This window comes from Citrobacter sp. RHB21-C05 (assembly GCF_013889015.1).
GTDB classification, from domain to species: Bacteria; Pseudomonadota; Gammaproteobacteria; order Enterobacterales; family Enterobacteriaceae; genus Citrobacter_A; species Citrobacter_A sedlakii.
In genome coordinates this window covers 2,628,286-2,652,418 of the sequence record NZ_CP057611.1, presented here as the reverse complement: position 1 = coordinate 2,652,418, position 24,133 = coordinate 2,628,286, and the positions used below count along the sequence as shown (strand labels likewise).

At 50.9% G+C, this 24,133-nt stretch carries 24 protein-coding genes and 1 pseudogene; 21 read left to right on the top strand and 4 right to left on the bottom strand.

All coding sequences use genetic code 11. From position 1 onward, the window contains the following. Nucleotides 1-410 precede the first annotated feature (410 nt). The 20 genes and pseudogenes from HVX72_RS12760 to HVX72_RS12660 all read left to right on the top strand — a co-directional run. Nucleotides 411-596 carry a hypothetical protein gene (locus HVX72_RS12760; RefSeq protein WP_048228552.1) on the top strand — a complete coding sequence of 62 codons (186 nt, stop codon included), beginning with the start codon at nt 411-413 and terminating at the stop codon, nt 594-596. A gap of 81 nt (nt 597-677) precedes the next feature. After that, nucleotides 678-1,448 (top strand): hypothetical protein, encoded by a 771-nt coding sequence (locus HVX72_RS12755; RefSeq protein ID WP_181821499.1) that lies wholly within the window; start codon nt 678-680, stop codon nt 1,446-1,448. A gap of 12 nt (nt 1,449-1,460) precedes the next feature. Further along, complete coding sequence (locus HVX72_RS12750) at nt 1,461-2,414, top strand: major capsid protein (protein ID WP_045135241.1); 954 nt, start codon at nt 1,461-1,463, stop codon at nt 2,412-2,414. A 317-nt stretch (nt 2,415-2,731) separates the two neighbouring features. Beyond that, on the top strand, nt 2,732-3,214 hold the full coding sequence (locus HVX72_RS12740; protein WP_181821498.1) for a DnaT-like ssDNA-binding protein: 483 nt from the start codon (nt 2,732-2,734) through the stop codon (nt 3,212-3,214). Between the two features lies 1 nt (nt 3,215). Further along, complete coding sequence (locus HVX72_RS12735; RefSeq protein ID WP_181821497.1) at nt 3,216-3,566, top strand: hypothetical protein; 351 nt, start codon at nt 3,216-3,218, stop codon at nt 3,564-3,566. Between the two features lies 1 nt (nt 3,567). Then, the gene (locus HVX72_RS12730; RefSeq protein ID WP_181821496.1) at nt 3,568-4,152 is read left to right on the top strand and encodes a hypothetical protein; all 585 of its coding nucleotides are present in this window, start codon (nt 3,568-3,570) and stop codon (nt 4,150-4,152) included. Beyond that, on the top strand, nt 4,149-4,559 hold the full coding sequence (locus HVX72_RS12725) for a DUF4128 domain-containing protein (protein WP_181821495.1): 411 nt from the start codon (nt 4,149-4,151) through the stop codon (nt 4,557-4,559). Before HVX72_RS12730 ends, HVX72_RS12725 begins: the two co-directional genes overlap by 4 nt. Nucleotides 4,560-4,616: 57 nt before the next feature. After that, nucleotides 4,617-5,552: a phage tail tube protein gene (locus tag HVX72_RS12720; protein ID WP_181821494.1), complete on the top strand. Its 936-nt coding sequence runs from the start codon at nt 4,617-4,619 to the stop codon at nt 5,550-5,552. Nucleotides 5,553-5,594: 42 nt separating this feature from the next. Next, on the top strand, nt 5,595-5,906 hold the full coding sequence (locus tag HVX72_RS12715) for a phage tail assembly chaperone (protein WP_181821493.1): 312 nt from the start codon (nt 5,595-5,597) through the stop codon (nt 5,904-5,906). Continuing rightward, nucleotides 5,903-6,217: a DUF1799 domain-containing protein gene (locus HVX72_RS12710; protein ID WP_181823277.1), complete on the top strand. Its 315-nt coding sequence runs from the start codon at nt 5,903-5,905 to the stop codon at nt 6,215-6,217. Before HVX72_RS12715 ends, HVX72_RS12710 begins: the two co-directional genes overlap by 4 nt. Beyond that, nucleotides 6,214-9,129: a phage tail tape measure protein gene (locus HVX72_RS12705; protein WP_181821492.1), complete on the top strand. Its 2,916-nt coding sequence runs from the start codon at nt 6,214-6,216 to the stop codon at nt 9,127-9,129. Before HVX72_RS12710 ends, HVX72_RS12705 begins: the two co-directional genes overlap by 4 nt. 77 nt (nt 9,130-9,206) lie before the next feature. After that, on the top strand, nt 9,207-9,644 hold the full coding sequence (locus HVX72_RS12700; protein ID WP_181821491.1) for a hypothetical protein: 438 nt from the start codon (nt 9,207-9,209) through the stop codon (nt 9,642-9,644). 55 nt (nt 9,645-9,699) lie between these two features. Beyond that, entirely contained in the window at nt 9,700-10,047 is a 348-nt protein-coding gene (locus HVX72_RS12695; protein ID WP_095440551.1) for a phage tail protein, read from the top strand. After that, on the top strand, nt 10,044-10,799 hold the full coding sequence (locus HVX72_RS12690; protein WP_181821490.1) for a phage minor tail protein L: 756 nt from the start codon (nt 10,044-10,046) through the stop codon (nt 10,797-10,799). The genes HVX72_RS12695 and HVX72_RS12690 overlap by 4 nt, the downstream gene beginning before the upstream one ends. Nucleotide 10,800: 1 nt before the next feature. Further along, complete coding sequence (locus HVX72_RS12685; protein ID WP_181821489.1) at nt 10,801-11,511, top strand: C40 family peptidase; 711 nt, start codon at nt 10,801-10,803, stop codon at nt 11,509-11,511. A 32-nt stretch (nt 11,512-11,543) separates the two neighbouring features. Further along, nucleotides 11,544-12,149, top strand: a complete 606-nt coding sequence (locus HVX72_RS12680; protein WP_181821488.1) for a tail assembly protein — start codon at nt 11,544-11,546, stop codon at nt 12,147-12,149. A gap of 51 nt (nt 12,150-12,200) precedes the next feature. Beyond that, entirely contained in the window at nt 12,201-15,371 is a 3,171-nt protein-coding gene (locus HVX72_RS12675; RefSeq protein WP_181821487.1) for a host specificity protein J, read from the top strand. Nucleotides 15,372-15,616: 245 nt separating this feature from the next. Next, the gene (locus HVX72_RS12670; protein ID WP_181821486.1) at nt 15,617-15,889 is read left to right on the top strand and encodes a hypothetical protein; all 273 of its coding nucleotides are present in this window, start codon (nt 15,617-15,619) and stop codon (nt 15,887-15,889) included. Continuing rightward, nucleotides 15,889-16,515, top strand: a complete 627-nt coding sequence (locus HVX72_RS12665) for a hypothetical protein (protein ID WP_181821485.1) — start codon at nt 15,889-15,891, stop codon at nt 16,513-16,515. Before HVX72_RS12670 ends, HVX72_RS12665 begins: the two co-directional genes overlap by 1 nt. Nucleotides 16,516-16,578: 63 nt before the next feature. Continuing rightward, nucleotides 16,579-16,962, top strand: a pseudogene (locus HVX72_RS12660) (phage tail protein); the annotation flags it as partial. Between the two features lie 2,680 nt (nt 16,963-19,642). Here HVX72_RS12660 and HVX72_RS12650 read toward each other — a convergent pair. Then, a complete protein-coding gene (locus tag HVX72_RS12650; RefSeq protein WP_181821484.1) occupies nt 19,643-20,170 on the bottom strand; it encodes a hypothetical protein in 528 nt (175 codons plus the stop codon). Nucleotides 20,171-20,317: 147 nt separating this feature from the next. Next, nucleotides 20,318-20,557, bottom strand: coding sequence for a DinI family protein (locus HVX72_RS12645; protein WP_181821483.1), 240 nt, complete (start codon nt 20,555-20,557; stop codon nt 20,318-20,320). 147 nt (nt 20,558-20,704) lie between these two features. Here HVX72_RS12645 and HVX72_RS12640 point away from each other — a divergent pair, with 147 nt between their 5' ends. Further along, nucleotides 20,705-21,973 carry a Y-family DNA polymerase gene (locus tag HVX72_RS12640; RefSeq protein ID WP_181823276.1) on the top strand — a complete coding sequence of 423 codons (1,269 nt, stop codon included), beginning with the start codon at nt 20,705-20,707 and terminating at the stop codon, nt 21,971-21,973. On the opposite strand, the gene HVX72_RS12635 is transcribed toward HVX72_RS12640, so the two are convergent. Both HVX72_RS12635 and HVX72_RS12630 read right to left on the bottom strand, forming a co-directional pair. Continuing rightward, nucleotides 21,966-22,637, bottom strand: a complete 672-nt coding sequence (locus HVX72_RS12635) for an SOS response-associated peptidase (RefSeq protein ID WP_181821482.1) — start codon at nt 22,635-22,637, stop codon at nt 21,966-21,968. The two genes, HVX72_RS12640 and HVX72_RS12635, sit on opposite strands and share 8 nt — an antisense overlap. Before the next feature lie 542 nt (nt 22,638-23,179). After that, nucleotides 23,180-23,833, bottom strand: a complete 654-nt coding sequence (locus HVX72_RS12630) for a LuxR C-terminal-related transcriptional regulator (RefSeq protein WP_181821481.1) — start codon at nt 23,831-23,833, stop codon at nt 23,180-23,182. Nucleotides 23,834-24,133 lie beyond the last annotated feature (300 nt).

Sequence of the window (24,133 nt, the reverse complement as noted above, 5' to 3'; positions counted from 1 at the left end):
GCTGCTGGCGCTTATGAATCATCCTCACGAACCGTGCACCTTTCCAGGTGGGCGATGGACAGCGGTGAATGGGAAAATATTCTGAAGAACAGCGCAGGAATCGATATGACAATGATGGTCAGGCCATCAGTTGCGTCATCCACGTTGTCTCAGGATGTACTGGATGTTTCGCCTGCGGAGTTGCCGTATGTTGCGGTGGCATCGGTGAAGGGCTCCGTGTGGCATGAACTTGGACACCATTTGTATTATTCCCGGCCTGAAGTTGGTGCACTGGTTGAAAGTGCTTATGATGATGGCTGGTGGCGTGCTCTCAGCGCCTATGCCGCAGAAGCACCGAAAGAACTTTTTGCTGAGATCGTATCGGCGTTTATGAGCGGCCAGAATGACACTATCAACCCCGAGATCCTCAAGTGGCTGAAACAACACTCCCGTTCCTGAAAAAAGCATCAGAGCTGGCTCATATGGAGCCTTTGCCGGATGACGTTATCGAACAATTGGATGCTATCTGCAAAGAGGCTGGCGAGGCTACGCCTGAAGGCAGGATGATTGGCGTCCTGATCGGCTCGGTTTACACCCGGCTAAACAACCCTGATTAAGCGTTAAACAAACACTCTGAGCCCTGGCATCCGCCGGGGCTTTTTTATGGGCGAGGCCCGACAAAATCCCGAGGGTAAATTATGTTAATTCGAAACATGCTTCTGAAATATTACGCACCTGAAAACGGCGGTGAGGGCAGTGGTGGCGGTGGTATCGAAATCACCCCCGAAATCCAGAAGCTAATTGATGAGCGTGTGACCAGTGAAGTCACAGGTCTGAAATCGAAAAACTCTGAGCTGCTGGGCACCATCAAGCAGCAAAAAGAAAATCTGTCGCGCTTTGACGGTATCGACCCAGACGCTGTACGCGGCATTCTCCAGCGTTTTTCTGACGATGAAGAGGCGAAGCTTATCGCCGCCGGGAAAATTGACGAGGTGCTGGATAAGCGTACCGAGCGCATGCGTGCTGATGTTGATAAGCAGATCAAAGCGGCAAACGAGCGTGCGGAAAAAGCAGAAGCGTTCTCCAACAAATTTCGGGATCGGGTCCTTGGGGATGCAATCCGTGCAGCAGCCTCTAAAGCGGGCGCGCTGCCGGAAGCTTCTGACGATCTGATTCTGCGTGCCAAAGGCACATTCCAGCTCAACGACGAAGGCGAGGCCGTAGCGGTTGATGCAAATGGCGATGTTCTGTTCGGCAAAGACGGCAAAACCCCACTAAGCCCGCTTGAGTGGGCGGAGTCTCTCAAGGAGACGGCTTCGCATCTGTTCCCTCGCGCAGAAGGTACGGGCGCGGGCGGACACAAGCCAAACGGTGGTGGAAGCTTGAAACGTTCCGAAATGAGCGCCAGCGACAAAGCGGACTACATCCGTAAACACGGCCAGCAGGCCTTCCTCAAACTTCCGAAATAAGGGATTTAAACCATGGCAACGACTGTTAATACCGACCTGGTTATTTATGACGATCTGGCGCAGACCGCATTTCTTGAGCGTCGCCAGGACAATCTGGAAGTGTTCAACGCTTCCTCCAACGGTGCGATTTTGCTTGATAACGAACTGATTGAAGGCGACTTCCGTAAACGTGCCTTCTACAAAGTTGGTGGTTCCATCGAATCGCGTAATGTGAACTCTGTCGATAAAGTCACAGGTAAAAAAATCGGTGCCGGTGAAGCGGTATCCGTTAAAGCACCGTGGAAATACGGCCCGTATGAAACCACGGAAGAGGCCTTTAAACGCCGTGGCCGCTCCGTTGATGAGTTCTCCGAAGTAATCGGCGTTGATGTCGCAGATGCCACGCTGGAAGGCTACGTGAAATACGGCCTGAAAGCGCTGACTGCGGCGATTGGTGCTAACGCCGACATGGTCGTAACCGCCGACATTGAGACCGACGGTAAAAAGACCCTGACGCGCGGCCTGCGCAAATACGGGGACAAGTTTAACCGCGTGGTTCTGTTCGTGATGCACTCTGCCACCTACTTCGACATTGTTGATGAGGCGATTGCCAACAAAATCTACGAAGAAGCGGGCGTGGTGGTTTACGGCGGGCAGCCAGGCACGCTGGGTAAACCTGTGCTGGTGACCGACACCATGGACGCTGATGCGATCCTTGGGCTGGTAGCTGGTGCGGTTACCGTCACCGAGTCTCAGGCGCCGGGCTTCCGTTCCTACGATATCAACGATCAGGAAAACCTTGCGGTTGGCTATCGCGCTGAAGGCGTGGTGAACGTTGATCTGCTGGGCTACAGCTGGGATACCGCCAAAGGTGATAACCCTGACCTGACCGCCATCGGCACTGCGGGCAACTGGAAGAAGCATTTCACCAGCAACAAATCTACGGCAGGCGTGCTGATTAAGCTGGGATCCGCAGTGGGGGAGTAACGCTGTCAGCGGATAAAACCTCCGCAACCGCTGACAGCACAGACGCGGTAACTGTTTCTCTGAAGTACACGCTAAATGGCTCCGGTGTATCCGGTAAAACCGTCACGTGGACGTCCACAGGTGGCACGCTCAGCACGGCTAGTTCTCAAACCGGCTCTGCTGGTGGTGCAACGGTGAAACTCATATCAGATGCAGCTGGAACCTTCACGGTAACCGGTACTGTGGATGGAGTGGCGAAAACCACTGAAGAGATCACCTTCACTGCGCCTTCCGGGGAATAACGAATGGGGCGAAAGCCCCATAAACAGGATGATTCGATGATCAATACCGATATCACCTCTCCTGATGCCAACAGCTACGCCAGTGAAGAGGATCTTGTCTCATTTGCGGAAATACGCGGCATTGAACTGCCTGACAAGCTCTCACCTTTGCTGATTAAGGCAATGGATTACCTGGAGGGGCTGGACTGGGTTGGCTCAAAAACAGACCCTCGCCAGCCGCTGGCATGGCCACGCGTGAATGTAATTCTGGATGAACATGATTTTCCGCCGGATGAAGTTCCACGGCAGGTTTTAACCGCGCAGTGCATGCTGGCGGTAGAGGCAATCGACGGCGATTTACTCTCCAGCGTGCGCGAAGCCGCAGTGAAAACTGAACGTGTGGAAGGTGCTGTCACGATGACCTATGCGGTCGCAGATGGCGAAGTCTTTACACCGTCTTATCCTGCCGCTATGGCGTTGCTGGGCGACCTTGCTGGTGGTCGTGGTTACGCCATTAATGCATTTGCTGAGAGGGCCTGATATGGCGATTGATTACCAACGTATGCAGGCCAGAACGACCCGCATGCTCAGGCAGAACGGCGCGACGTACAACGTCACCCGTAAAGGCTCGGTAACGGTTATCGGCGGCGTTGAGCATAAAACTGAAGCGGTCCGTTTTACTGCTGTGGGCGTGAAGACCGAATACGCGCCAGGCGAAATTGATGGAACGGTCATCGTTAACGGCGACGTGCAGATCGTTTTTACGGCAGAGCAGGAAATTAAAATCGGTGATGTGGTTGATATTGACGGCACAACCTATCGTGTTGTCAAACCGAACCCGGCAAAACCTGCTTCACTGGTGCTCTGCTACAAAGCGCAACTGAGGGCATAACATGGGCGAGAACGCGGCGTTCGTGGCTGAAATCACGGCATTCGTTAATAAGGCGAAAACGAATCAGGAAACAGTGGTGCGCGCCGTCGGCATTAAAATACTTAACCAACTGGTGATGATGTCCCCAGTGGGCAACCCGGAGTTGTGGGAAGTTAACCTGACAGCCGTTTCCTATAATCGTGCTGTTTACGACTACAACGAGGCGCAACGGGCGAACCCAGACAACCTCACCAAAACCGGGCGGCTCAAGAAAAAGGCCCGTCTGGTGGATGGCATGGACTTGAAAGCGCCGCCGGGCTATACGGGGGGACGTTTTCGCGGTAACTGGCAGGTGTCGTTTGATGCACCTGCAACAGATGAAACCGGGCGGATAGACAAGACTGGCGACCTGACAAAAGCAGCCGGAAATTACACGCTGTCGTTGTTCAAGGTCGGTATGAAATCCATTTACTTCTGCAACAACGTACCTTACGCATACCGGCTTGAAATGGGGCATTCCACACAGGCACCTGGTGGCATGGTTCGTATTACGGCGGCGGAGTTTCAGCGCTTCTTTGAAGAGGCTGTCAGGGAGGTGCCGAAGTGATTCCTGATATTGCATCGGCAATGGCCGCCAGGCTGGGGAGCTGGGCGGATGCAGAGAATATTCCAGTTGCCTGGGAAAATATCGAATTCACGCCGCCGACCGACGGGCTTTACCTTGCGGTTCACGATATGCCCGCAACGCCCCGGACTCTGGATCTTGGCCTGAATTGCCGGGTTTATTCCGGGGTGTACCAGATTAATGTTGTTGCCCCCGCAGGAACCGGGCGATCAGATGCTGTAGCGCTGGCGCATCAGATTGCTGCGTTATTTCCAGAAGGGCAGGAGATACAGGGAGGTGACTTTACCTGCTGGATAACCAGCACGCCCGCAATCTTTCGTGGCATCCCGACCGTAGTTTCCTACTCCATCCCCGTCAGCCTGAACTACCGGGCCGACATCATTAACTGATCCCCGTCAAAACCACCGGCTATTGCGCCGGTTTTATTTTTCACAGGAGTAACCATTATGGGCTTCGCACTGCCTAACGGCGCTCACGTCTATCTGGCGTCGGGCTACGGTCCTTCCATTCCATTCACCGGCGCGACTAATGCAGAGCACGCGGTGATCACCGTAAGCGTTGCGGACGAAATCGCGGTTGGCGATATTGTTCACGTGAGCTGCGACTGGACCGGTATTGATAACGTCATCGCTAAAATCGACGCGATTGCGGAGAATGCTGTCACCCTTCGCAACATCAATACCACGAACAAAAACAAATACGCCGCGGGCGGCGGTTCCGGCTCTATTCGCAAGATTGAAGAATGGACCGAACTTCCGCAAATCACTGAGGTTTCAAAATCCGGTGGCGATCAGAACACCACGCAGATTCAGTTCCTGAGCGATGACCGCCAGCGCAACCTGAATACTTACAAATCTGCCGTATCTCAGACCTACTCGATCGCGCACGACTCCTCTCTCCCGGTATATCCACTGCTGCGCCAGCTGGATGAAGAAGAGGAGACGGTTGCGGCTTACATGTACGTACCAAAGGCCAAAGAAAACCGCTACTGGGCGGCCACGGCATCTTTTGACGATACTCCGACAACTGCGGTTAACGAAGTCGAAACGGTCAGTGTTGTATTAAACCTGCAGTCGCCGGCGATGACCTTCTACAAAGTTGACCCGGGAAAAGCTGAGGCAGTAGCGGTAACCGGCGTCAGCCTGGATCGGACAACCCTGAGCATTGAAGAAGGGGCGACTGCCACGCTGATCGCTACTGTCGAACCCGATAGCGCCACGAATAAAACAGTGGTCTGGACATCTTCCGATGAGTCGATCGCGACTGTTGATGCTTCAGGCAGGGTCAGTGGTGTTGCTGAAGGCAATGCAACCATCACCGCCACGACCGCCGACGGCGCGAAAATTGCGACCTGTAATGTCACCGTCACCGCTGCAAATTAATAATGCCCCCGTTGTTGGGGGCTTTCTTTTTCAGGAAAAAATATGGCCACCAAATTTACTCTACAGCCAAAACCTACTTTTAAAGCCAATGTCACAATCCCGCGCGCCGGGGATGAAGACGGAGTGCTGACTTTCACTTTCAACCATAAGCCACTTAAAGAACTGGCCGATCTGGAAAAACTGGAGGGAAAAACAGCTACTGATTTCCTGATGGAAATCATCGCGGGCTGGGCGCTACCCGACGAATTCAACGCAGATAACCTGGCTGTCCTTCTGGAAAACTACCCGGCGGCCATGAAGGCCATTCCTGAAACCTATTATCGCGAGCTGATGGGCCAGCGCGAAAAAAACTGATAGCGGTTGCCTCGGCGTTCTATACGCCTGAACCCACTGCCGAAGACCTGGCACCTTACGGGCTGACGCCGGACGATTACGACGACCAGTTTATCGATGTCTGGCCGGATGTCTGGCCTTCATTCCTGGTGTTTCAGGCTGTCAGCACGCAGTGGCGTACAGGCATGGGAGGCGCTACCGGGCTTGATTATAACGTCCTGCCCTGGGTAATGCGGCTACACAATGTCAGCGACGAGGCAACCGCGCTTTCAGACCTCCAGGTGATGGAGCGAACCGCGCTCAGAATTATGTATAAAAAGGGGGCTGGATGAGTAACGACATCGCCACAATTTCGTTGCGCGTAAATACCAGCGAGTTGGAGCGCGGCAATCGTGAACTGGATCGCTTTCAGACCACCGCGACCGCGGCAGCAGGAAAAGCGGACGATCTGAACAGTACTTTCCGGACCGGGATTGATAACCAGAAGAAAAATAGTGAAAGCCTGAAGCAGCAGCGCCAGGAGCTTCAGAACCTGCTGAATAAAATCAGCCCGGTTAACAAAGCGCTGGATGAACTCGACACTATTCAGGAAAGCCTTTCAAAATTTCGCGGAAAAGGGCTGCTTGGGGACGAAGACTTCACTCGCTACAATAGCGTGCTGGAGACAACCCGTGCGAAACTTGCTCAGGTCATGGAATCTGAGACAGCAGAGGGTCGGGCACGTCTTGAGCAGGCACAAGCGGCGCAGCGGGCGGCTGCATCGGCAAAAACTTTTATAGCTTCACTTGAGGACCAGACCGCGGCAATCGGCAAAACGCGCGCTGAACTCCTTGAGTTAAAGGCTGCACAGCTTGGTGTTTCCGATCGTGCCGCACCAATGATCGCAAAGCTAAAAGAACAGGAAACCGCCTGGAAGAATGGCACTATCAGCGCCGGGCAGTATCGTAACGCGATGCGCTATCTGCCAATGCAGATGACGGATATTGTTACCTCACTGGCTTCCGGGATGCCAGTTTATATGGTCGCTATTCAGCAGGGCGGGCAGTTGCGCGATTCGTTCGGTGGTGTGGGTAATGCCATGAAAGCGATGCTTTCTCTGGTCACGCCTGCACGTGTTGCGATTGGTGGACTGGCTGGTGCTGTTCTGCTGGCGGCTAAAGCGGGATCTGATTACTTCACAGCTTACGATGAAATAAACAAGGCCATCATCAGGACGGGCAATATTGCCGGCACGTCAGCGCTCCAGATCATGGCTTCCTCTCAGTCGATTGCTGCCTCAACTGGCGCTACGGTAGGAACCGTTCAGGGCCTGATGACTGAACTGGTTGGCATGGGCTCGCTAACACAGCAGCAACTTGAAAAAGCAGCGAGCTCTACGGCGCTGGCAGTTCAAACCGGCATTGTTTCGGCACAGGACATCACCAAAGCCTATAAAGACATCGAAAAAGACCCGGTAAAAGCTCTTCAGGGCCTTAATGAGCAGTACAACTTTCTTACGGCATCCCAGCTTAAACATATCGATGATCTGGTGAAGCAGAAGGACCAGACGGCCGCTGTAACGCAAGCAATGAATCTTTTCGGCAATACTATTGCTGAGCGGGGAGAGCAGGCATACGACTCTCTTACACCATTTGGGCGCCTCTGGCTGGATATTAAGGGTTGGGCTTCTGAGGCAATGCAAAGCATAGGTCAGTGGGTGGCTGAGCTTGCCTCGAACACCCTGAAAGAATTCAATGCTATTTATTACAGCGTTGCCACCGTTTTCCAGAAACTAAACCAGATTATTTCGTCATCGGTCGCCAGTGCGATTGACTTGATCCCTGAATGGGCGAAAACGGACACGCTCAAAGGCTGGCAGGATTACAACGAGAAAATGGCTGGCGCGTATGGTGAAAGCGTTGCACAACTCAAAAAAGAGTGGGATGACGCCGACATTAGCGCGAGTAAATATCTTGATACAGCCCGCAAGATAAATCCAGCGACCACCAAGAATGACCGCCAGGAGGTCGCAGCGTTTGGAACAAAAAATACGAAAACCGGAACGCAGGGAAGTGTATCTGCTGGTGACAGAAGCACTGACTCAGCCCAGGCCGAGCTACTGGCGCTTAAGGCACAGTTACGCGCGCTGCAGCAGCATAAAGGGCTGAACGACACTATCAGCCAGCAGCGCAAAGATCTGTGGACTACTGAAGCGAAATTTCAGGTGCTGGAAGAGGCCTCCAGGTCTCGCTCTCTGACAAAGCAGGAACAATCTCTCCTGGCGAGTAAAGACCAGGTGCTTCAGTTGGCACGGCAGAAAGCCCTGCTAGGTGATCAGATTACCGCACAGGAACAGCTGAACAAGCGAATGGATACCTCGCAGAAATACGTCACGCAGATGGCTGAGAAACAAGCCGCACTGGTCGGCGGTGCAAGGATGAGCGATCGGATGGCTCAGCGTGAACTGGCGAAAAGTCAGCTTGCCTCAGGCTGGAGGAATGCAGGTGGTTCGCTTGAGGATGAGGGGTATCAGAAGCAGCTTAAAGCAGCGAATGATTACTATAATGCAGAGGACAGGTTGCGTGGCGACTGGCTGACGGGGGTAAAAAAAGGTTGGGCTGAGTTTGAGGACTCCGCAACCAATGTTTATGGTCAGATACAAAACCTGTCGACCAATGCGTTTACGGGAATGGCTTCTACGCTCACTGATTATTTTACAACTGGCAAAGCCAGCTTCTCTGAATTCCTGACAACGTTCCTGAAGGGCACCGCCCAAATGCTTACACAGTTGGCATTGGTCAACGGAATGAAGTCTGCGTTTGGTGGGACATCATTTGGTTCATTATTCGGATTTTCTAGAGGCGGCGCAGTCCCGGAATTCGATTCTGGGGGCTATACCGGAGACGGCGGCAAGTTCCAGCCGAAAGGCGTGGTCCATGGTGGCGAATTTGTTTTCACAAAAGAGGCAACCAGTGCGCTGGGTATAGGTAATCTTTATTCACTGATGCGCGGCGCTCAGAGGTATGCGAACGGTGGTTACGTTGGCACAGCGCCAATGTATGGACTGCAATCCGCTGGTGCTGGCAATGTTAATGTTCAAACGTCTGTTATGGTGCAGAACCAGAACTCACAGCAACAATCGACTGCTGGTAGCGATGCAATGACTCGAGCCTATAAACAAACCATTGATCAGTCTGTACGGGAAGGTATTGTGAAGCAATTGAGGCCTGGAGGGCTTATCTGGAATGCTTCTAAATCACGCTGATAACCTTTGATTAATTGAATTGACCATGTAAATCATAATGTTAAGATGTTTCCGATTGCAATCGATGGGAAAACTTAATGAAAAACGTAATTGCGTTAGCTCTTGGGGTTATGTTGTTGTCTGGTTGCGCTAGTCAGGAACCATTAAAGAAGCAAACCGCATCAGGTAAGCCTGAAGCTGAATACCCAGGGAAAACCAAAGCCCAGGTAAAGGATGCATTAGTTGTATTCTGTAACAGTAAAGGACTTAATGTTTTCGAGGCCACCGATACGAACGTTGTTTGCGGGAAACCGACTGATAGCGTTCTTGCGCAGATGATGGTTGGCAACGCTTATTCCACGCCAGCTATGGCTAAACTGCGGTTTACTATCGCATCGGTGAACGAGACACCAAAAGTTTGGAGCGATATGTGGATAGAAAGCCAAATGCCAGGGGGGCAAGTAAATCAGGTGGCTTCCACCAGTAACAAGGATAAGAACTCAGTTCAGGCTATCTTGGACAACCTCAAACCATAGAAAAAATGACTAACGTGCCCGCCAATTGGCGGGTTTTTTTATGCCCGGAGAAAGCATGGCAATCGAAACATTCACCTGGCGAACACAGATACAGGCGGGAATGGAAGGGTCGTTCAGCCTAAAAACGCGCTCTGCAACCTTTGGCGACGGCTATGAGCAGATTGCCGGGGAAGGCATTAACCCTGAAAAGCAGTCATGGCCTGTCACACTCACGGGGAAAAAGGCGGACATGCTTCAGGCCCTGAAGTTCTTTCGTTCTCACGTCACCAAATCGTTCATCTGGACATCGCCAGTTGGCGAAACTGGGCTCTACCGGATTGAGGCCGAATCAATCAAGTCACAGCCCTTATCCAGCAACGTTCTGACCATTTCCGCAACATTCAAACAGGCGTACGCACCATGATCACAGCAGACTATCAAAGCCTTGAGCCCGGCAATAAAGTCCGACTTATCGAAGTTGATGGCTCTACGTTCGGCGTGGATGATGTACTGCGATTTCACGCGTACAACCTCCCGCACACGGAAGAAGAAATCGCCGCCGCTGGTGGCGATGAATCAAAGCTGAAGGCGAAAAGCATCTGGTGGCAGGGGGAAGAATATGCCGCCTGGCCGTATCAAATCGAAGGGCTTGAAGCCTCCACCGACGGCAACAGCGCCCAACCAACGCTAACGGTTGCAGATATCGATAGCAAGATTACGGCGCTGTGCCTTGCTTATGACGATATGCTACAGGCGAAAGTCACTATCCATGACACCTATTCGCACTATCTCGATGCGAAGAACTTCCCTGCAGGTAATGCAACAGCTGATCCGCAACAGGTCAGAAAACGAGTTTTTTACCTTGATAGCAAAAGCAGCGAAATTCCGGGCGAAAGTATCGAATTCGTGCTCGATAGCCCGATGTCGTTACAGGGAAAGATGATCCCTACACGTCAACTTCATTCTCTGTGTACCTGGTGTATCCGGAATAAATATCGCACCGGCGATGGCTGCGACTATGCCGGAACCCGCTATTTCGATAAAAACAACAACTCGGTGAGCGACCCCTCTCTGGACGAATGCAACGGCACGCTTACGGCCTGTAAGCTCCGGCATGGAGACGGCAACGAACTGCCGTTCGGTGGGTTCCCTGGCACGTCTTTGATCAGGAGCTGATATGCGTCAGAAAACCATCGATGCGATTATGGCTCATGCTGCAACTGAGTATCCTCGCGAGTGTTGCGGCGTGGTGGCGCAGAAAAGCCGTGTTGAACGTTATTTCCCGTGCCGGAATCTTGCCGCGGCGCCGGAGGACAATTTTGTACTTTGCCCCGAAGACTATGCAGCTGCAGAAGACTGGGGGAAGGTGATCGCCATCGCTCACAGTCACCCGAATGCCACGACGCAACCGAGCGAGCTGGATAAAGCGCAATGCGATGCAACCCTTTTACCCTGGCATATCGTGAGCTGGCCGGAGGGGGATTTACGGACCATCCAGCCGCGTGGTGAACTGCCGCTGCTGGAGCGCCCATTTGTGCTTGGTCACTTTGACTGCTGGGGGCTAGTGATGAGCTATTTCCGGCAAACGCACGGGATAGAGCTTCACGATTACCGGGTCGATTATCCCTGGTGGGAAAACGACTATCCGGACAACTTCTATCAGGATTGCTGGTATGAGTGCGGATTCCGTGAATTCGACGGGCCGCCAAAACCTGGGGATATGGTGATCATGCAGGTTCAGGCTGATAAGTGGAATCATGCGGGAATTCTGCTGGAAGGCAACATGCTACTGCATCACCTTTATGGGCATCTGAGCCAACGCGTACCTTATGGCGGTTACTGGCGTGAGCGCACAATGAAAATACTGCGCTTTAAAGACTGTTTCTGATAACTGCCTGTGACAGTTTTTATGGGGGAAAAATGACGGCATTACTCAATGTTGAGCCGGTCCGCACAATTCGATTATACGGCGTGCTAGGCGCCACCTTCGGGCGTGAATATCGTTTATCAGTCGCTTCGCCCAAAGAGGCGATCCGGGCGCTGTGTGTCCTCATTCCCGGCTTTGAGCGCTTTCTCAATACCAGCAAACAACGTGGCTTAACTTACGCCGTATTCAGCGGGAAACGAAATCTTTCCAATGATGAATTAATCATGGATCAGAGTGCTGCTGATATTCGCATTGCGCCTCTAATAGTAGGAAGTAAACGTGCAGGGGTATTCCAGACAATTTTAGGTGTTGTTCTGGTCGCCGTAGGGGCAGTGGCGACATACTTTGGAGGTGGTGCCGTCGGTGTTCCACTGATGAAGTTCGGAGCCGCGGTGGCACTTGGAGGTGTCGTGCAGATGCTTTCCCCTCAGACAACCGGACTTGCCAGCAAACAATCCGCGGATAATCGGGCCAGCTATGCATTCGGTGGCGTTACAAACACTGCTGCCCAGGGCTATCCGGTACCTCTGCTTTACGGTAAGCGCAGAATTGGTGGAGCGATCATTTCCGCCGGCATTTACGTCGAAGATCAGCAATAAAAAATCACTTTCCTCCAGGCCACCTTCGGGTGGTTTTTTTATGGGTACGATATGGCAACTGTAACCGCTATTAAGGGCCGCAAAGGCGGCAGTTCAAAGACCCGCACACCAACTGAACAACCCGATGACCTGCAGTCTGTTGCAAAAGCAAAAATACTGATTGCGCTGGGTGAAGGCGAATTTGCGGGCCAGTTGACTGGGAGAGATATATATCTTGACGGCACGCCGTTGGAAAATGCCGACGGCTCACAAAATTTTAGCGGCGTATCGTGGGAATTCAGGCCGGGTACACAGGCCCAGAATTACATTCAGGGAATTCCCGGTACCGAAAACGAAATCAACGTGGGTACCGAAGTATCCAGCGTAACCGCATGGACACGCACGTTTACCAACATCCACCTTTCGGCAGTCCGCCTGCGTCTCAAATGGCCTTCACTCTTTAAACAGGAGGATGATGGTGATCTTGTCGGCAACTCGATCAATTATGCGGTTGATTTGCAGACCGATGGTGGTACATGGCAAACGGTGTTAAATACCAGTGTAACCGGTAAAACAACATCCGGTTACGAGCGTAGCCACCGCATTGATTTACCTCAGGCTGGTAATACGTGGACAATTCGACTGCGCAAAATTACCCATGATGCTAACAGCGCGAAGATCGGCGATGCAATGACATTGCAGAGCTACACGGAAGTAATAGACGCCAAACTTCGCTATCCTAACACCGCGCTGCTGTATATCGAATTCGACTCCAGCCAGTTCAACGGCTCAATCCCGCAAATTTCCTGTGAGCCGCGCGGACGTGTGATACGTGTTCCGGATAATTACAACCCTGAAAACCGAACCTACAGCGGAATATGGACTGGGGCATTTAAGTGGGCATGGACGGATAACCCTGCATGGATTTTTTATGACCTAGTGGTTGCAGAACGCTTCGGGCTGGGTGCTCGGCTGACCGCAGCGAACATTGATAAATGGACGTTGTACCAGGTAGCGCAGTATTGCGACCAGGTGGTACCTGATGGCAAAGGCGGTGGGGGAACTGAGCCGCGCTATATCTGTAACGTTTACGTACAGAACCGCAATGATGCCTACACTGTCCTGCGAGATTTTGCAGCCATCTTCCGTGGTATGACCTACTGGGGAGACGATCAAATTGTTGCGTTGGCAGATATGCCACGCGACGTCGATTTTACCTATACACACGCTAACGTTATTGACGGTAAATTCACCTATTCAAGCAGCACTACAAAGAATCGTTATACCAATGCGCTGGTATCCTGGTCTGACCCTGATAATGCTTACGCAGATGCAATGGAACCTGTTTTTGAGCAGGCACTGGTAGCGCGTTATGGTTTTAACCAGCTTGAGATAACAGCTATTGGTTGTACACGGCAGTCAGAAGCTAACCGTAAAGGGCGGTGGGGTATCCTCACCAACAACAAAGATCGCATAGTTACTTTTGACGTTGGGGAGGATGGCAATATTCCGCAACCCGGGTATGTCATTGCTGTTGCGGATCGTAACCTGTCCGGTCGTGACCTCGGCGGGCGCATATCGGCGGTGAATGAGCGCGTGCTGACACTTGACCGAGCGCCGGCCGCCTCGGCAGGAGACAGAATAATTATCAATTTACCTTCGGGTATATCGCAGTCACGAACCATTCAGTCGGTATCGGGAAATAAAGTTACAGTCACTACTGTTTACACTGAATTGCCAGCAGCCGAGGGCGTTTGGGTTATTGAGTCTGATGAGCTTTATACTCAACAGTATCGTGTCATTAGCGTCAAAGATAACGACGACGGCACATTTACAATCATCGGCGCAAATCACGACCCGGATAAATATCCCCGTATCGATACCGGCGCCATTATTGACCAGCGTCCGGTGAGCGTTATCCCTCCTGGCAACCAACTGCCGCCGGCGAACATCGCCATCAGCTCGTTTTCCGTAGTTCAGCAGGGCATCAGCGTTGAGACAATGCGCGCAAGCTGGGACCAGGCGCAGAACGCAATAGCTTATGAAGCTCAGTGGCGCCGCAATGACGGGAACTGGGTGAATGTGGCGCGTAGCTCCACTACGTCGTTCGACGTACCGGGGATTTATGCCGGTCGCTACCTGGTGCGGGTGCGCGCTATTAACGCCGCGGAGATTTCCTCCGGCTGGAATTACTCGGAAGAGATAACCCTGACGGGCAAGGTCGGAAACCCGCCGAAGCCTGTAGGTTTCACTGCTACCGGAATCAACTGGGGTATCCGTCTGAACTGGGGGTTCCCGGCAAACACTGCGGATACGCTGAAAACGGAGATTCAGTATACCGCGAACAGTGATTTTTCAGATCCGTTGCTGCTTTCTGATGTGCCGTATCCTTCATCGGAATACACACAACTCGGGCTGAGAGCAGGGCAGGAATTCTGGTACCGCGCGCAACTGGTGGATAAGACTGGAAACGAATCGGGATACACCGACTGGATCAGAGGCGTATCCAACGATAACGCCGCTGATTATCTCGGCGATATTGCGGATGACTTCCTTTCTGCTGCGGATGGGCAGGCGCTGATGGGGCAGTTGGAAACCAGCCTTGAGGCGATCCTCCAAAACTCCCTTGCGGATTACGATAATGTGAACCAGCAGTGGGCGCAGTATGGGGAGAACAAGGCTGGTATTATTCAGGCCTCAAAAGTCGCCGCCGATGCTGAAAAATCCGTGGCCCAGCTGGAAACCGACGTTGCCGCGCAGTTTGAGAGCACAGAGGCAGCAATTCAGGAGAAAATGACCGCCTACACTGATGCGTCGGGCGGCTCTGCTATATACACCCTGAAAACGGGGGTTAAATATAACGGTCAAAATTATGACGCCGGATTATCAGTAGCGGTCACCATAAACGGAACAGCCGTTACTACGCGCGTTGCTATAAATGCCAACCAGTTCGTGGTGATGTCTGGTTCAGGTGACAATGTTTATTCTCCATTTGCGGTAGTTAATGGTCAGGTATTTATCAATGATGCGCTCATTCAGTACGGGCAATTTACGCTGGCCAAAGTTGGCTCATGGTATTCGTCGAATTACGTAGCGGGTATGACAGGCACGATTATGAAAGCGGACGGCTCTTTCGAACTGAACGGTTATACCGCCGGTCAGGGAAGAAGCACAATTGATAACAGGGGGCAAAGAGTTTATGACCAGAATAATGTTCTTAGGGTTGTTGTCGGCCAGTATTAGTGGATGTGCTGGCGTTCCTGATGCAATGATGGCGGGAGTACACCCCGTGGATTGCACTGCTGTCTATACATCTCGCCTGGGGGCAGGAGCGGAAAAACGCACAGCAACGGTCCCGATTAAATATGTCCGGATTGATAAAAACGGCACCATGTGGGTTAAGCCAAAAAACACCTTCAACGTGCGTTTCGCTCCAGGCTGGAAATCACCTGAACATTTCATAAATTATCAGTGCAATGGGGAGGATTATGGCCTACGGCGTTCAGCTCTTTGATCAGTACGGTGTTGAACTGGTCGGTACGTTTTCTCCTGTTTTTATTGTTGACTATATTACGACTCCCGCCTCCGGGAGTCGGACGTATGCAGGTGTTAAAGGTAAAAACCTGAAGGCATATCCTCTTGGGTATGTTGGTTTTGGTGAGGTTTTTGGAACGCCTCCGCCTACGGTTAGCGTTAATGGTAATACAGTTACCTGGTCGGATGTTTCATCACAAGTTCCGGTAATGATGGTTTATGAATAATGGCTTATGGATTACAGATATTTCGTAATGATGGTAGCCTGTGGATTAGCCCGGACGTAACCCCATTAAATTTCATGGGGAAGGTGCGTTTCAGCAATGGCATTGTCAATACAGGAATCCCGTCAAATAAATCCCTGATGTTTTTTGTCCGGCATGATGGTCCGCATGGCGCCGGAATATTTATACCGAGTAATTCTGGCGGCAGCTGGATAATTACGGTTACATATGCGAATTATTCAGGAGATATTTATTTATTTTCTAATCACGTTAAAAGCCAGCATGGCTGGGGCGTGGCAGTCTATAACTCAGCGCAGGAAATGGTCTGGAATACGGATATGAGGCCTCTTCAGGTTTTTCGGCTGAATAATCCACAGGGGATTAATCAGAACGCCGCATTTACCGTAGCAGCAGGGAGGCCGGTAGCAGTTAACCCCGGAATATGTTCTACCTGGATTGCTCCCATAGACCCCGCCGCAGGTATTTTTCTGACCGGAGCGATGGCAGCTGGCGCGTATGGAGATACCGTTTACGGAACCAGGATAAACGGCAGACAGCAGGGCGGAGGCGTTCCAGCCTGGCGCTATAAGGATGAATTTATCTGTATTGATACCTCGCTGTACCCATAGCCACCCATTCCCTGACCGCTCATATACCCGCTCCGGCGGGTTTTTTATTATCTGGAGAATCACATGTCAGCAGGAACACTCACCCTGACGAATAATTCTGATGCAGTAACCGGTAAAGGCACTGCGTTCACGACAGAACTTGCCGCAGGCGATTTTATCGTTGTTACGGTCGGCGGAGTGCCATATACCCTGCCTGTTAAATCAGTGGAAAGCGATACCGAATTAGCGCTGGTCAGCGTATTCACCGGGCCGACACAACCCGGCGCCGCATGGTCTGCGGTTCCGCGCGTGGCGCTCAACATGGTGACTGCCGCGCTGGTAGCTCAGAGTGCCGAGGCGCTGCGAGGGCTTAACTACGACAAGCAGAACTGGCAGCAGGTTTTCAGTGGAGACAGGGAGATCACAGTCAGGTTGCCGGATGGAACTTCGTTTTCAGGCCCATCCTGGAAGAGCATTGCAGTGACGCTAAGTACGCTGGATGTCGATTACCTCAACCAGCTTGCATCTCAAATCAATCAGGATGTACAGCTGATAGATGCAGATAAAACCACCGTCGTTAATACAGCTGAGAGGGTATCAACCGATGCGCAGACTGCGTCTGCTGCCGCAACAGGTGCAAAATCGTCGGAAACTAAAGCGGCCCAGAGCGAAATCAATGCAGAGAGTTATCAGGGACTAGCCCGTCAATATGCACTTAACCCTGAAGATGTGCCTGTAATGAATGGGGATTACTCGGCGTTTCATTACTCGGAGAAAGCGCGCAAATCAGCGGAAGAATCGGCGTCGCATAACCCTGTGGAATCGCTCGTGAAATCGCTGAACCTTTCAGATCTGGCAGACAGGGCGGCAGCGTGGCTTAATGTGCGTCCGATTGGCGCAACGCCGCTTTCTGGCGATCCGGTTAACGATTACGACGCGACAACTAAACGCTGGGTGGTTAACTATGTGGGCGGAGGTGGTGGCACTGGTCCGACAATGAACGGTGTTCAAAACTACGGGGTAGGGCAGTACACGCTATGGCATAGCCGCGCATTTATCCCGGCTTATGCGGTTACCGCCGACGGTCAATTGCTTAATCGCGCAGACTGGCCTGAGCTATGGGCGCACGCTCAAATGCATACACCTATCAGTGAGTCAGACTGGCAGGGAAACATCCGTAATCGTGGTAAGTTCTCAAGCGGTAACGGAACGACAACATTCCGTGTTCCTGATTTAAACGGCGTACAGTCTGGATCTGTTGGGTACTTATTCGGGCGTGGTGATGGTGGTAGCTCTAACGATAACGGAATTGTTAACGAGAGTGCGTTACCTAATATTTATGGCGCAATACTAAACAGGCCGACAACAAATAGCGCGGGTAATAATGCGGACTTCACATACAGTACGGAAAACGCGTTCACACTATCAAGGCCAAGCAGAGACGCCACTATCGCTAACGTTTTAGGCGTCACTCCTATTTCTGCATATGAAAGGATAGAATTTAACGCTTCCAGATCTAGCGCTGTATATGGTCGCTATGGTACTAATAACGTAGTACCTAACTCTTTTACTGGCGTATGGATTATCCGCGCGTCAGGCGGTTTCACGGCGGCAAATACTTCGTGGAGTGTGATTAATAGTGATGCGGCTACACCCCCGTCCGGGACAACGGTAGAAGGCGGTAAGGTTGCATCTTCCTATAAGACCGGGACAACGGACTACGCCGAAGCATCTATGGTGGTGCGTACAACGATCGGCGGACAAACGGCAGCGAAGATTAACATTAAACGCGGTAGCGCAGAGACCAACTATTACCTACCAGCGGACGGGGCTGAGCACACTATCAAAGATTCCGCCTTTCGTTCGGTAGACACCAGAGACGCGATCCCAATGCCTGGCGAGGCAGGATTAATGCAGCAAAACGCACGTGATTTTAGGGGCATAGTAAGTTATGCGCTTTTAGGCAGCTACCCGCTAGGCGTATCCAGCGCCATTATGCGAGGGGACCAGGGATGGAAGCAAACGAGCGCGGCGCTAGTCGGTGTTTTAAGTTCGCGTAACTGGAATGATAACAGCGGCGGCGATAGCGTTTTCCAGATAGGCATTAATAGAAACGGTGCGGGATACAAAGTCGCCCAGCCGTCGGGCGATACGTACTATCTTAGTGACGTTATCAAGTTCAGAGACGAACGAAACACAACCGTAGATTCGAACGGTTTCATAAAGGTTGCATCTCCCATTGTAAAGATATTCAGGGATGGTAGCTATGAAACGAATGAAGAGTCGGAGGGAGTTGCTGTTACCCACATAAATACAGGTGAGTATTTGATAGCAGGTTGCACCGGTCTTAATGCAGATGCAGCATGGGGAGGGATCGATGGTGGATTTGAAATTCCGGTAGACAGGAACAAGCTCGCGCGCATCTGGCTTGATTATGAAGTGAATGCTGATGGCTCTGTTCTGGTAAAAACATATCACCGTACACACCCGGAAGCGCCTGAGTTTGCAAGAAACGAAATCAACGGGTTAACTAATGGCGAGCCAGTAGACATTCCTGCAGATTCTTTTGTTTCCGTACGTGTTGAAATGCCACCAGATAGTATCTGGAACCAGCGACAGAATGATGCTTTGGAAGCAGACGTGCAGAAACCTACCTCATAAATAAAACCGCCGCAAGTCGTATGCAAGAACGTGCGGCGGCAGGCTGGCGTTCGTTCGATAGTGCGAGTATTGAATGATTGCCAGCCGCTGCGGATTGTACTTAAGCAATATGACGGTTCAAGGCGTTTAATCTGAAATATGAAATAAAAACCCGGCGCGGTGGCCGGGTTTGGGACTTAGCTTCAGCAACTCGGATATGAACGGAAGTGCTGACGAACATTTTCAAGTTCACCGAAACGGACGCGGCAGTAACTGCGCACATAAATCGGTTTATCATGTTCGTAAATGAAGTCATCGCGATTAACATCGTGTGCTTTCATAACGTGTTACCTGTACTTAAACACAGGCTGTAATCCTGTCCAGCCTTGTGTTAACCCCGGTAAACGGCTATTCTTAAGCTCTCACACAAAAGAGTTAGCAGTTTACCTGCGCTCTGGAAGTTTCCCAAACTTCCACCTAAAGAAGCCCCGCTGCGAACGGGGCTTTTTTATTTTGAACCATCGTCAAACATGGCGAATGATTCAACGATAAGACTAATTCGCTTGGCCTCTTCCTTTGTCAAGTCTCGAGGCAGATTTCCAATAGTTACAATCAACTCTCCACGTAGCGGGATTGGCAATTCGAAAGTCTTAATCCCACTATCATCCTCTGAAGTTTTCTTTTTAGATGCCACTTTATTACGCTCCTTTTTCGCAGGCTGAATCTGTTTGTCACCCTCAAGTTCACCATTCTGATAAGCAATAAACTTATCAACAGCGCTTTGCATTCGGCTTTTGTATGCTTGCAAGCTAGAGTCTGATGGTTTGCTTTCTGCGGATTGGGCGTACATATCTGCCATAGAGGCAACACTGTAATCACGGATATCCCCGTCAACGCCATCTGGACCAAGCACAGTTAGAAGACGAAGAGAAGAGTCGCGTAGATTACGAGCTGTGGCATCATTAACGATGTTTAGCTCGGGGAGATTTTGCAGCCACTCTTTGAATTCAGAAATCAGAAAGTTTTTGGATTGCATAGAACACCTCATAAACAACCTTTGAGGTGATAATAGACACAATCAAAGATCAAATCAAGTGTGGTTGACCGATCTTTTTGTCGCTTGATTTTGAAGTGTGTAACCTTGATTACCTAAAAGGTAATTCATTCACATGTTCACTTGGTGTTAATCATTGGAGAGCCACATGTCAGAATCTTCAAACATCTCCTCCAGCATGCGGTTCAGCTTCTCTCGATCGCTTTTGCTGGCATCACTATTCAGGCTGTTCGCCTGCATTGGCTTAACCTTCACTTCTGCATCAGGGAAAATTCGATGCACACGCTTCGTCAGTTCAGCTTGGATGATCTCTCTGGCTCCCGTTAGCCCTTCAACATTACGCTTGTCATATACCAACTCAACGAACATATTTTTTCTCCTTACTTTACTGGTTGGATATACAGTATTTATACTGTTTTAAAACTCAGTGTCAATGTGAGGGAGGATTTATGAATTATAACATTAGAAAAACATCGGCTTACGTTATGCCAGTCGCTGAGGCTGAGCGGAGTTATGATGTTTGCCCTGGTTGATGTGAACTCGTTTTATGCGAGTTGCGAGACTGTATTTAGGCCAGATCTTAAGGGAAGGCCCGTTGTCGTATTGTCTAACAATGACGGCTGCGTGATTGCGCGTAGCGCGGAAGCTAAAGCCGCTGGGATAGCGATGGGGGAGCCGTACTTCAAGTTAAAAGATCAAATTCGGCGCGCAGGCGTCGTTTGCTTCAGCAGCAACTATGAGCTGTACGCGGATATGAGCCAGCGTGTGATGACCACGCTCGAAGAGCTGGCGCCGCGGGTGGAGATTTACTCTATAGACGAGGCGTTCTGTGATCTGACTGGTGTGCGTAACTGCCGTGTGCTGGAATACTTCGGCAGGGAACTGCAGGAGGCTGTCTACAGGAATACACGACTTGCGGTAGGCGTTGGCATAGGGCAGACAAAGACGTTGGCCAAGTTGGCAAATCATGCGGCGAAAAAGTGGCTGAGGCAAACCGGCGGTGTAGTCGACCTGTCGAATGTTGATCGGCAGCGTAAATTAATGGCGGCGCTGCCGGTTGATGAAACATGGGGCGTCGGTCGCAGAATCGCTAAAAAACTCGAGGCCATGGGGATCAAGACGGTTCTCGATCTGGCAGACACCGACATCCGGTTTATCCGTAAGCATTTTAGCGTGGTGTTGGAAAGAACTGTAAGAGAGCTCCGTGGCGAATCATGCCTGGGGCTGGAAGAGTTTGCGCCGGCAAAGCAGGAAATTGTGTGCTCCCGTTCGTTCGGCGATCGGGTAACTGATTACGAGCAGATGAGGCAGGCCATTTGTAGTTACGCAGCGCGTGCGGCAGAAAAACTACGGGGGGAACATCAGTATTGCAGGTTTATTTCGACATTCGTCAAAACCTCACCTTTTGCCCTCAATGAGCCTTATTACGGTAACAGCGCTTCCGTTAAATTGTTCACGCCAACGCAGGACAGCAGGGACATTATCGGCGCGGCCACGCGTTGTCTTGATGTAATCTGGAAAGACGGGCACCGTTATCAAAAGGCGGGGGTGATGCTGGGTGACTTTTTCAGCCAGGGCGTGGCGCAGCTTAACCTGTTTGATGATAATGCGCCGCGTGCCGGCAGCGAAAAACTAATGGAAGTGTTGGACCACCTCAACGCCAAAGATGGGAAGGGAACTCTCTATTTCGCCGGGCAGGGTATCCAGCAGCAATGGCAGATGAAGCGAGAAATGCTTTCGCCCCGGTATACAACGCGATTTGACGATCTGCTGCGCGTTAAGTGATCGGCACGATCAGTTCCGGTCCCTGATTTTTCACATTTCCCACTGAGCGCGATACAGCGTGCCAGATAAATTTGTCTGCTGACACAGAGCCTTCGGCGATAATCTCTTCTGCCTCTTTCCCCCCAACATCTTGGCGCATCCATTCCCTTGCCGCTTCCGGCGTAAGCACAAGTGGCCGTCGGTCGTGTATATCGACCAGTCCCTGATCTGCTGCTGATGTCACGATGAGAAAACCCTCAGCTTCGTCGCCGCGCTCAAACGGTATGCTTCCGATCGCAGCCATAAATATTGGTTGACCGTCTGCACGGTGGATGAAGTAGGGCTGTTTCTTATCGCCTTCCTTCTTCCATTCAAACCACCCATCGGCAAAACAGATCGCCCGGCCATGCTGCCAGAGAGGCTTGAACATTCTGCTGGTGGCCGCAGTCTCAACGCGGGCGTTAATCAGTGGTGTTTTATCCCACCATCCGGGTGCGTATCCCCAGAACACCGGATCGAGGTGCATCTGCTCGTCGCGTTCGCTCAGTAACAGGACCTTGGTGCCGGGCGCCACGTTGTAACGACCAATCGGCTCCGGGTCATATGCGATATCGCGATCACCTTCATCGGCAAGGTAGGCCAGGTATTCTTCACGAGTTTGGGCTTGTGCAAAACGTCCACACATAGAAACCTCCAGTCAGTCAGACTGAAAGTATAGGGCAGGAAGAAAAAAGAGATGCACACCGTAAACTGTATGACTCTTAATGCAAGGTCATGGTGCTTCATCCTAACGAGGCGGTAAAGCGGCGTGTTGCGAAACTGGAAGGAGCTACGCAAAGTTGGGAGATTTCGGATCGAAGCGATCCCGAAGTTCACTCGTCGCCCACTCGAAAAAGATGGCAACGGTTTGATTTTGAATGGATGTATTGGTAAGCATTGAAACCCGTATTTAACGGGTTTCTGATGTGTAATTGTTTGAATAAAATCAAAAAAGACTGGTTGTGGCGGAAACAGGAATCGTATTCGGTCTCTTTTTATCTGCCTTTAGGCGATATCGCGTGAAAGGCAGGCCCGTCATCACCAGTAAGCTGGCGTTACGGTCAGTTTTGTTATACCACAGCAAAAAACGGTTTAACATTTCTTTTACGAAAAATCAGTGCCTCTATCACGTCCAGTCGGCGACGCTGGAAGCAGAGTTGTCGTGGAGTGGGGCGTCAACGGCCGAACTCACTTGTGTTGCGAAGTGAGCAAGCCTCCATTGTGAAAAAGTCCCTGCAGGTTACGTACACCGACTTTCTGATAGATGCGCGATCGATGCGCATATATGGTTTTAGGGCTTACGTTAAGGGCTTTCGCGATGCTCTCAACCCGTTTACCTTTCAGAATCATACGAATGATCTGATGCTCGCGTCGGGTGAAACGCGACAATAGCTGATTGCTGGTGATGCTGATATTTTGTGGCGCGCGTTTTTGCAAAATAAAGTCTCGCAAATTTTTTTTGATCTCTGCCACTGGCGCGCCTTTAGCTAAGCAACAGTCAACCTCGGCAATAGGCAATTCCTTATGGATAACAAGCATCATCGAACCGAAAATTTTCATTCCCTGAATTAAGTTAAGCACCTGGGAATTGCCGATCAGCCGCACATCGTAATCTGCGATAAGCAGTCTGTCTTCATTTTGAATCATATCCTGAAAGTTCATGTGAAATACACTCTCACAATGTACGACGTTATAAAGCACACCTTTTTCGCTCAGGATCTCTGGCAGCATTGAATGGATGATATGCTTTATCGCCATAAAGAAGTAGCGGTCAGTCGTAATAACAGTAATTGTTGACTCATGACATAAGCGTTCAGCGACAGGGCTCAATTTCTTACCCATTTTACTCTCCATAACGGGGCCATATCCTTTTATTACCTTTTCTCCATTCGCATGATTAATCACCACGTATAGAGAATCAATGTTTGTTTTTGCGGGAAAAATCCTGGCATAAAAAGATAACGATTTCTGGGTATTTACAGTTTAATGCAATGCGGCGACTAGCTTTTCGACTTTTACGCGAAAAGAAAAATATTTACACTGCCAATTTCTATTACGTATAATTATATGAATTCAATGGGAATTTTATGTTCGTCTTTTAACATATCTATTACTATTATGTAGATTAATTATCTTTTATTA

Coding starts and splice junctions, on each gene's coding strand:
- HVX72_RS12755 (WP_181821499.1), top strand. CDS start 678: ATGTTAATTCGAAACATGCTTCTGAAATATTACGCACCTGAAAACGGC.
- HVX72_RS12750 (WP_045135241.1), top strand. CDS start 1,461: ATGGCAACGACTGTTAATACCGACCTGGTTATTTATGACGATCTGGCG.
- HVX72_RS12740 (WP_181821498.1), top strand. CDS start 2,732: ATGATCAATACCGATATCACCTCTCCTGATGCCAACAGCTACGCCAGT.
- HVX72_RS12735 (WP_181821497.1), top strand. CDS start 3,216: ATGGCGATTGATTACCAACGTATGCAGGCCAGAACGACCCGCATGCTC.
- HVX72_RS12730 (WP_181821496.1), top strand. CDS start 3,568: ATGGGCGAGAACGCGGCGTTCGTGGCTGAAATCACGGCATTCGTTAAT.
- HVX72_RS12720 (WP_181821494.1), top strand. CDS start 4,617: ATGGGCTTCGCACTGCCTAACGGCGCTCACGTCTATCTGGCGTCGGGC.
- HVX72_RS12715 (WP_181821493.1), top strand. CDS start 5,595: ATGGCCACCAAATTTACTCTACAGCCAAAACCTACTTTTAAAGCCAAT.
- HVX72_RS12705 (WP_181821492.1), top strand. CDS start 6,214: ATGAGTAACGACATCGCCACAATTTCGTTGCGCGTAAATACCAGCGAG.
- HVX72_RS12700 (WP_181821491.1), top strand. CDS start 9,207: ATGAAAAACGTAATTGCGTTAGCTCTTGGGGTTATGTTGTTGTCTGGT.
- HVX72_RS12695 (WP_095440551.1), top strand. CDS start 9,700: ATGGCAATCGAAACATTCACCTGGCGAACACAGATACAGGCGGGAATG.
- HVX72_RS12690 (WP_181821490.1), top strand. CDS start 10,044: ATGATCACAGCAGACTATCAAAGCCTTGAGCCCGGCAATAAAGTCCGA.
- HVX72_RS12685 (WP_181821489.1), top strand. CDS start 10,801: ATGCGTCAGAAAACCATCGATGCGATTATGGCTCATGCTGCAACTGAG.
- HVX72_RS12680 (WP_181821488.1), top strand. CDS start 11,544: ATGACGGCATTACTCAATGTTGAGCCGGTCCGCACAATTCGATTATAC.
- HVX72_RS12675 (WP_181821487.1), top strand. CDS start 12,201: ATGGCAACTGTAACCGCTATTAAGGGCCGCAAAGGCGGCAGTTCAAAG.
- HVX72_RS12670 (WP_181821486.1), top strand. CDS start 15,617: ATGGCCTACGGCGTTCAGCTCTTTGATCAGTACGGTGTTGAACTGGTC.
- HVX72_RS12665 (WP_181821485.1), top strand. CDS start 15,889: ATGGCTTATGGATTACAGATATTTCGTAATGATGGTAGCCTGTGGATT.
- HVX72_RS12650 (WP_181821484.1), bottom strand. CDS start 20,170: ATGCAATCCAAAAACTTTCTGATTTCTGAATTCAAAGAGTGGCTGCAA.
- HVX72_RS12645 (WP_181821483.1), bottom strand. CDS start 20,557: ATGTTCGTTGAGTTGGTATATGACAAGCGTAATGTTGAAGGGCTAACG.
- HVX72_RS12640 (WP_181823276.1), top strand. CDS start 20,705: ATGTTTGCCCTGGTTGATGTGAACTCGTTTTATGCGAGTTGCGAGACT.
- HVX72_RS12635 (WP_181821482.1), bottom strand. CDS start 22,637: ATGTGTGGACGTTTTGCACAAGCCCAAACTCGTGAAGAATACCTGGCC.
- HVX72_RS12630 (WP_181821481.1), bottom strand. CDS start 23,833: ATGGGTAAGAAATTGAGCCCTGTCGCTGAACGCTTATGTCATGAGTCA.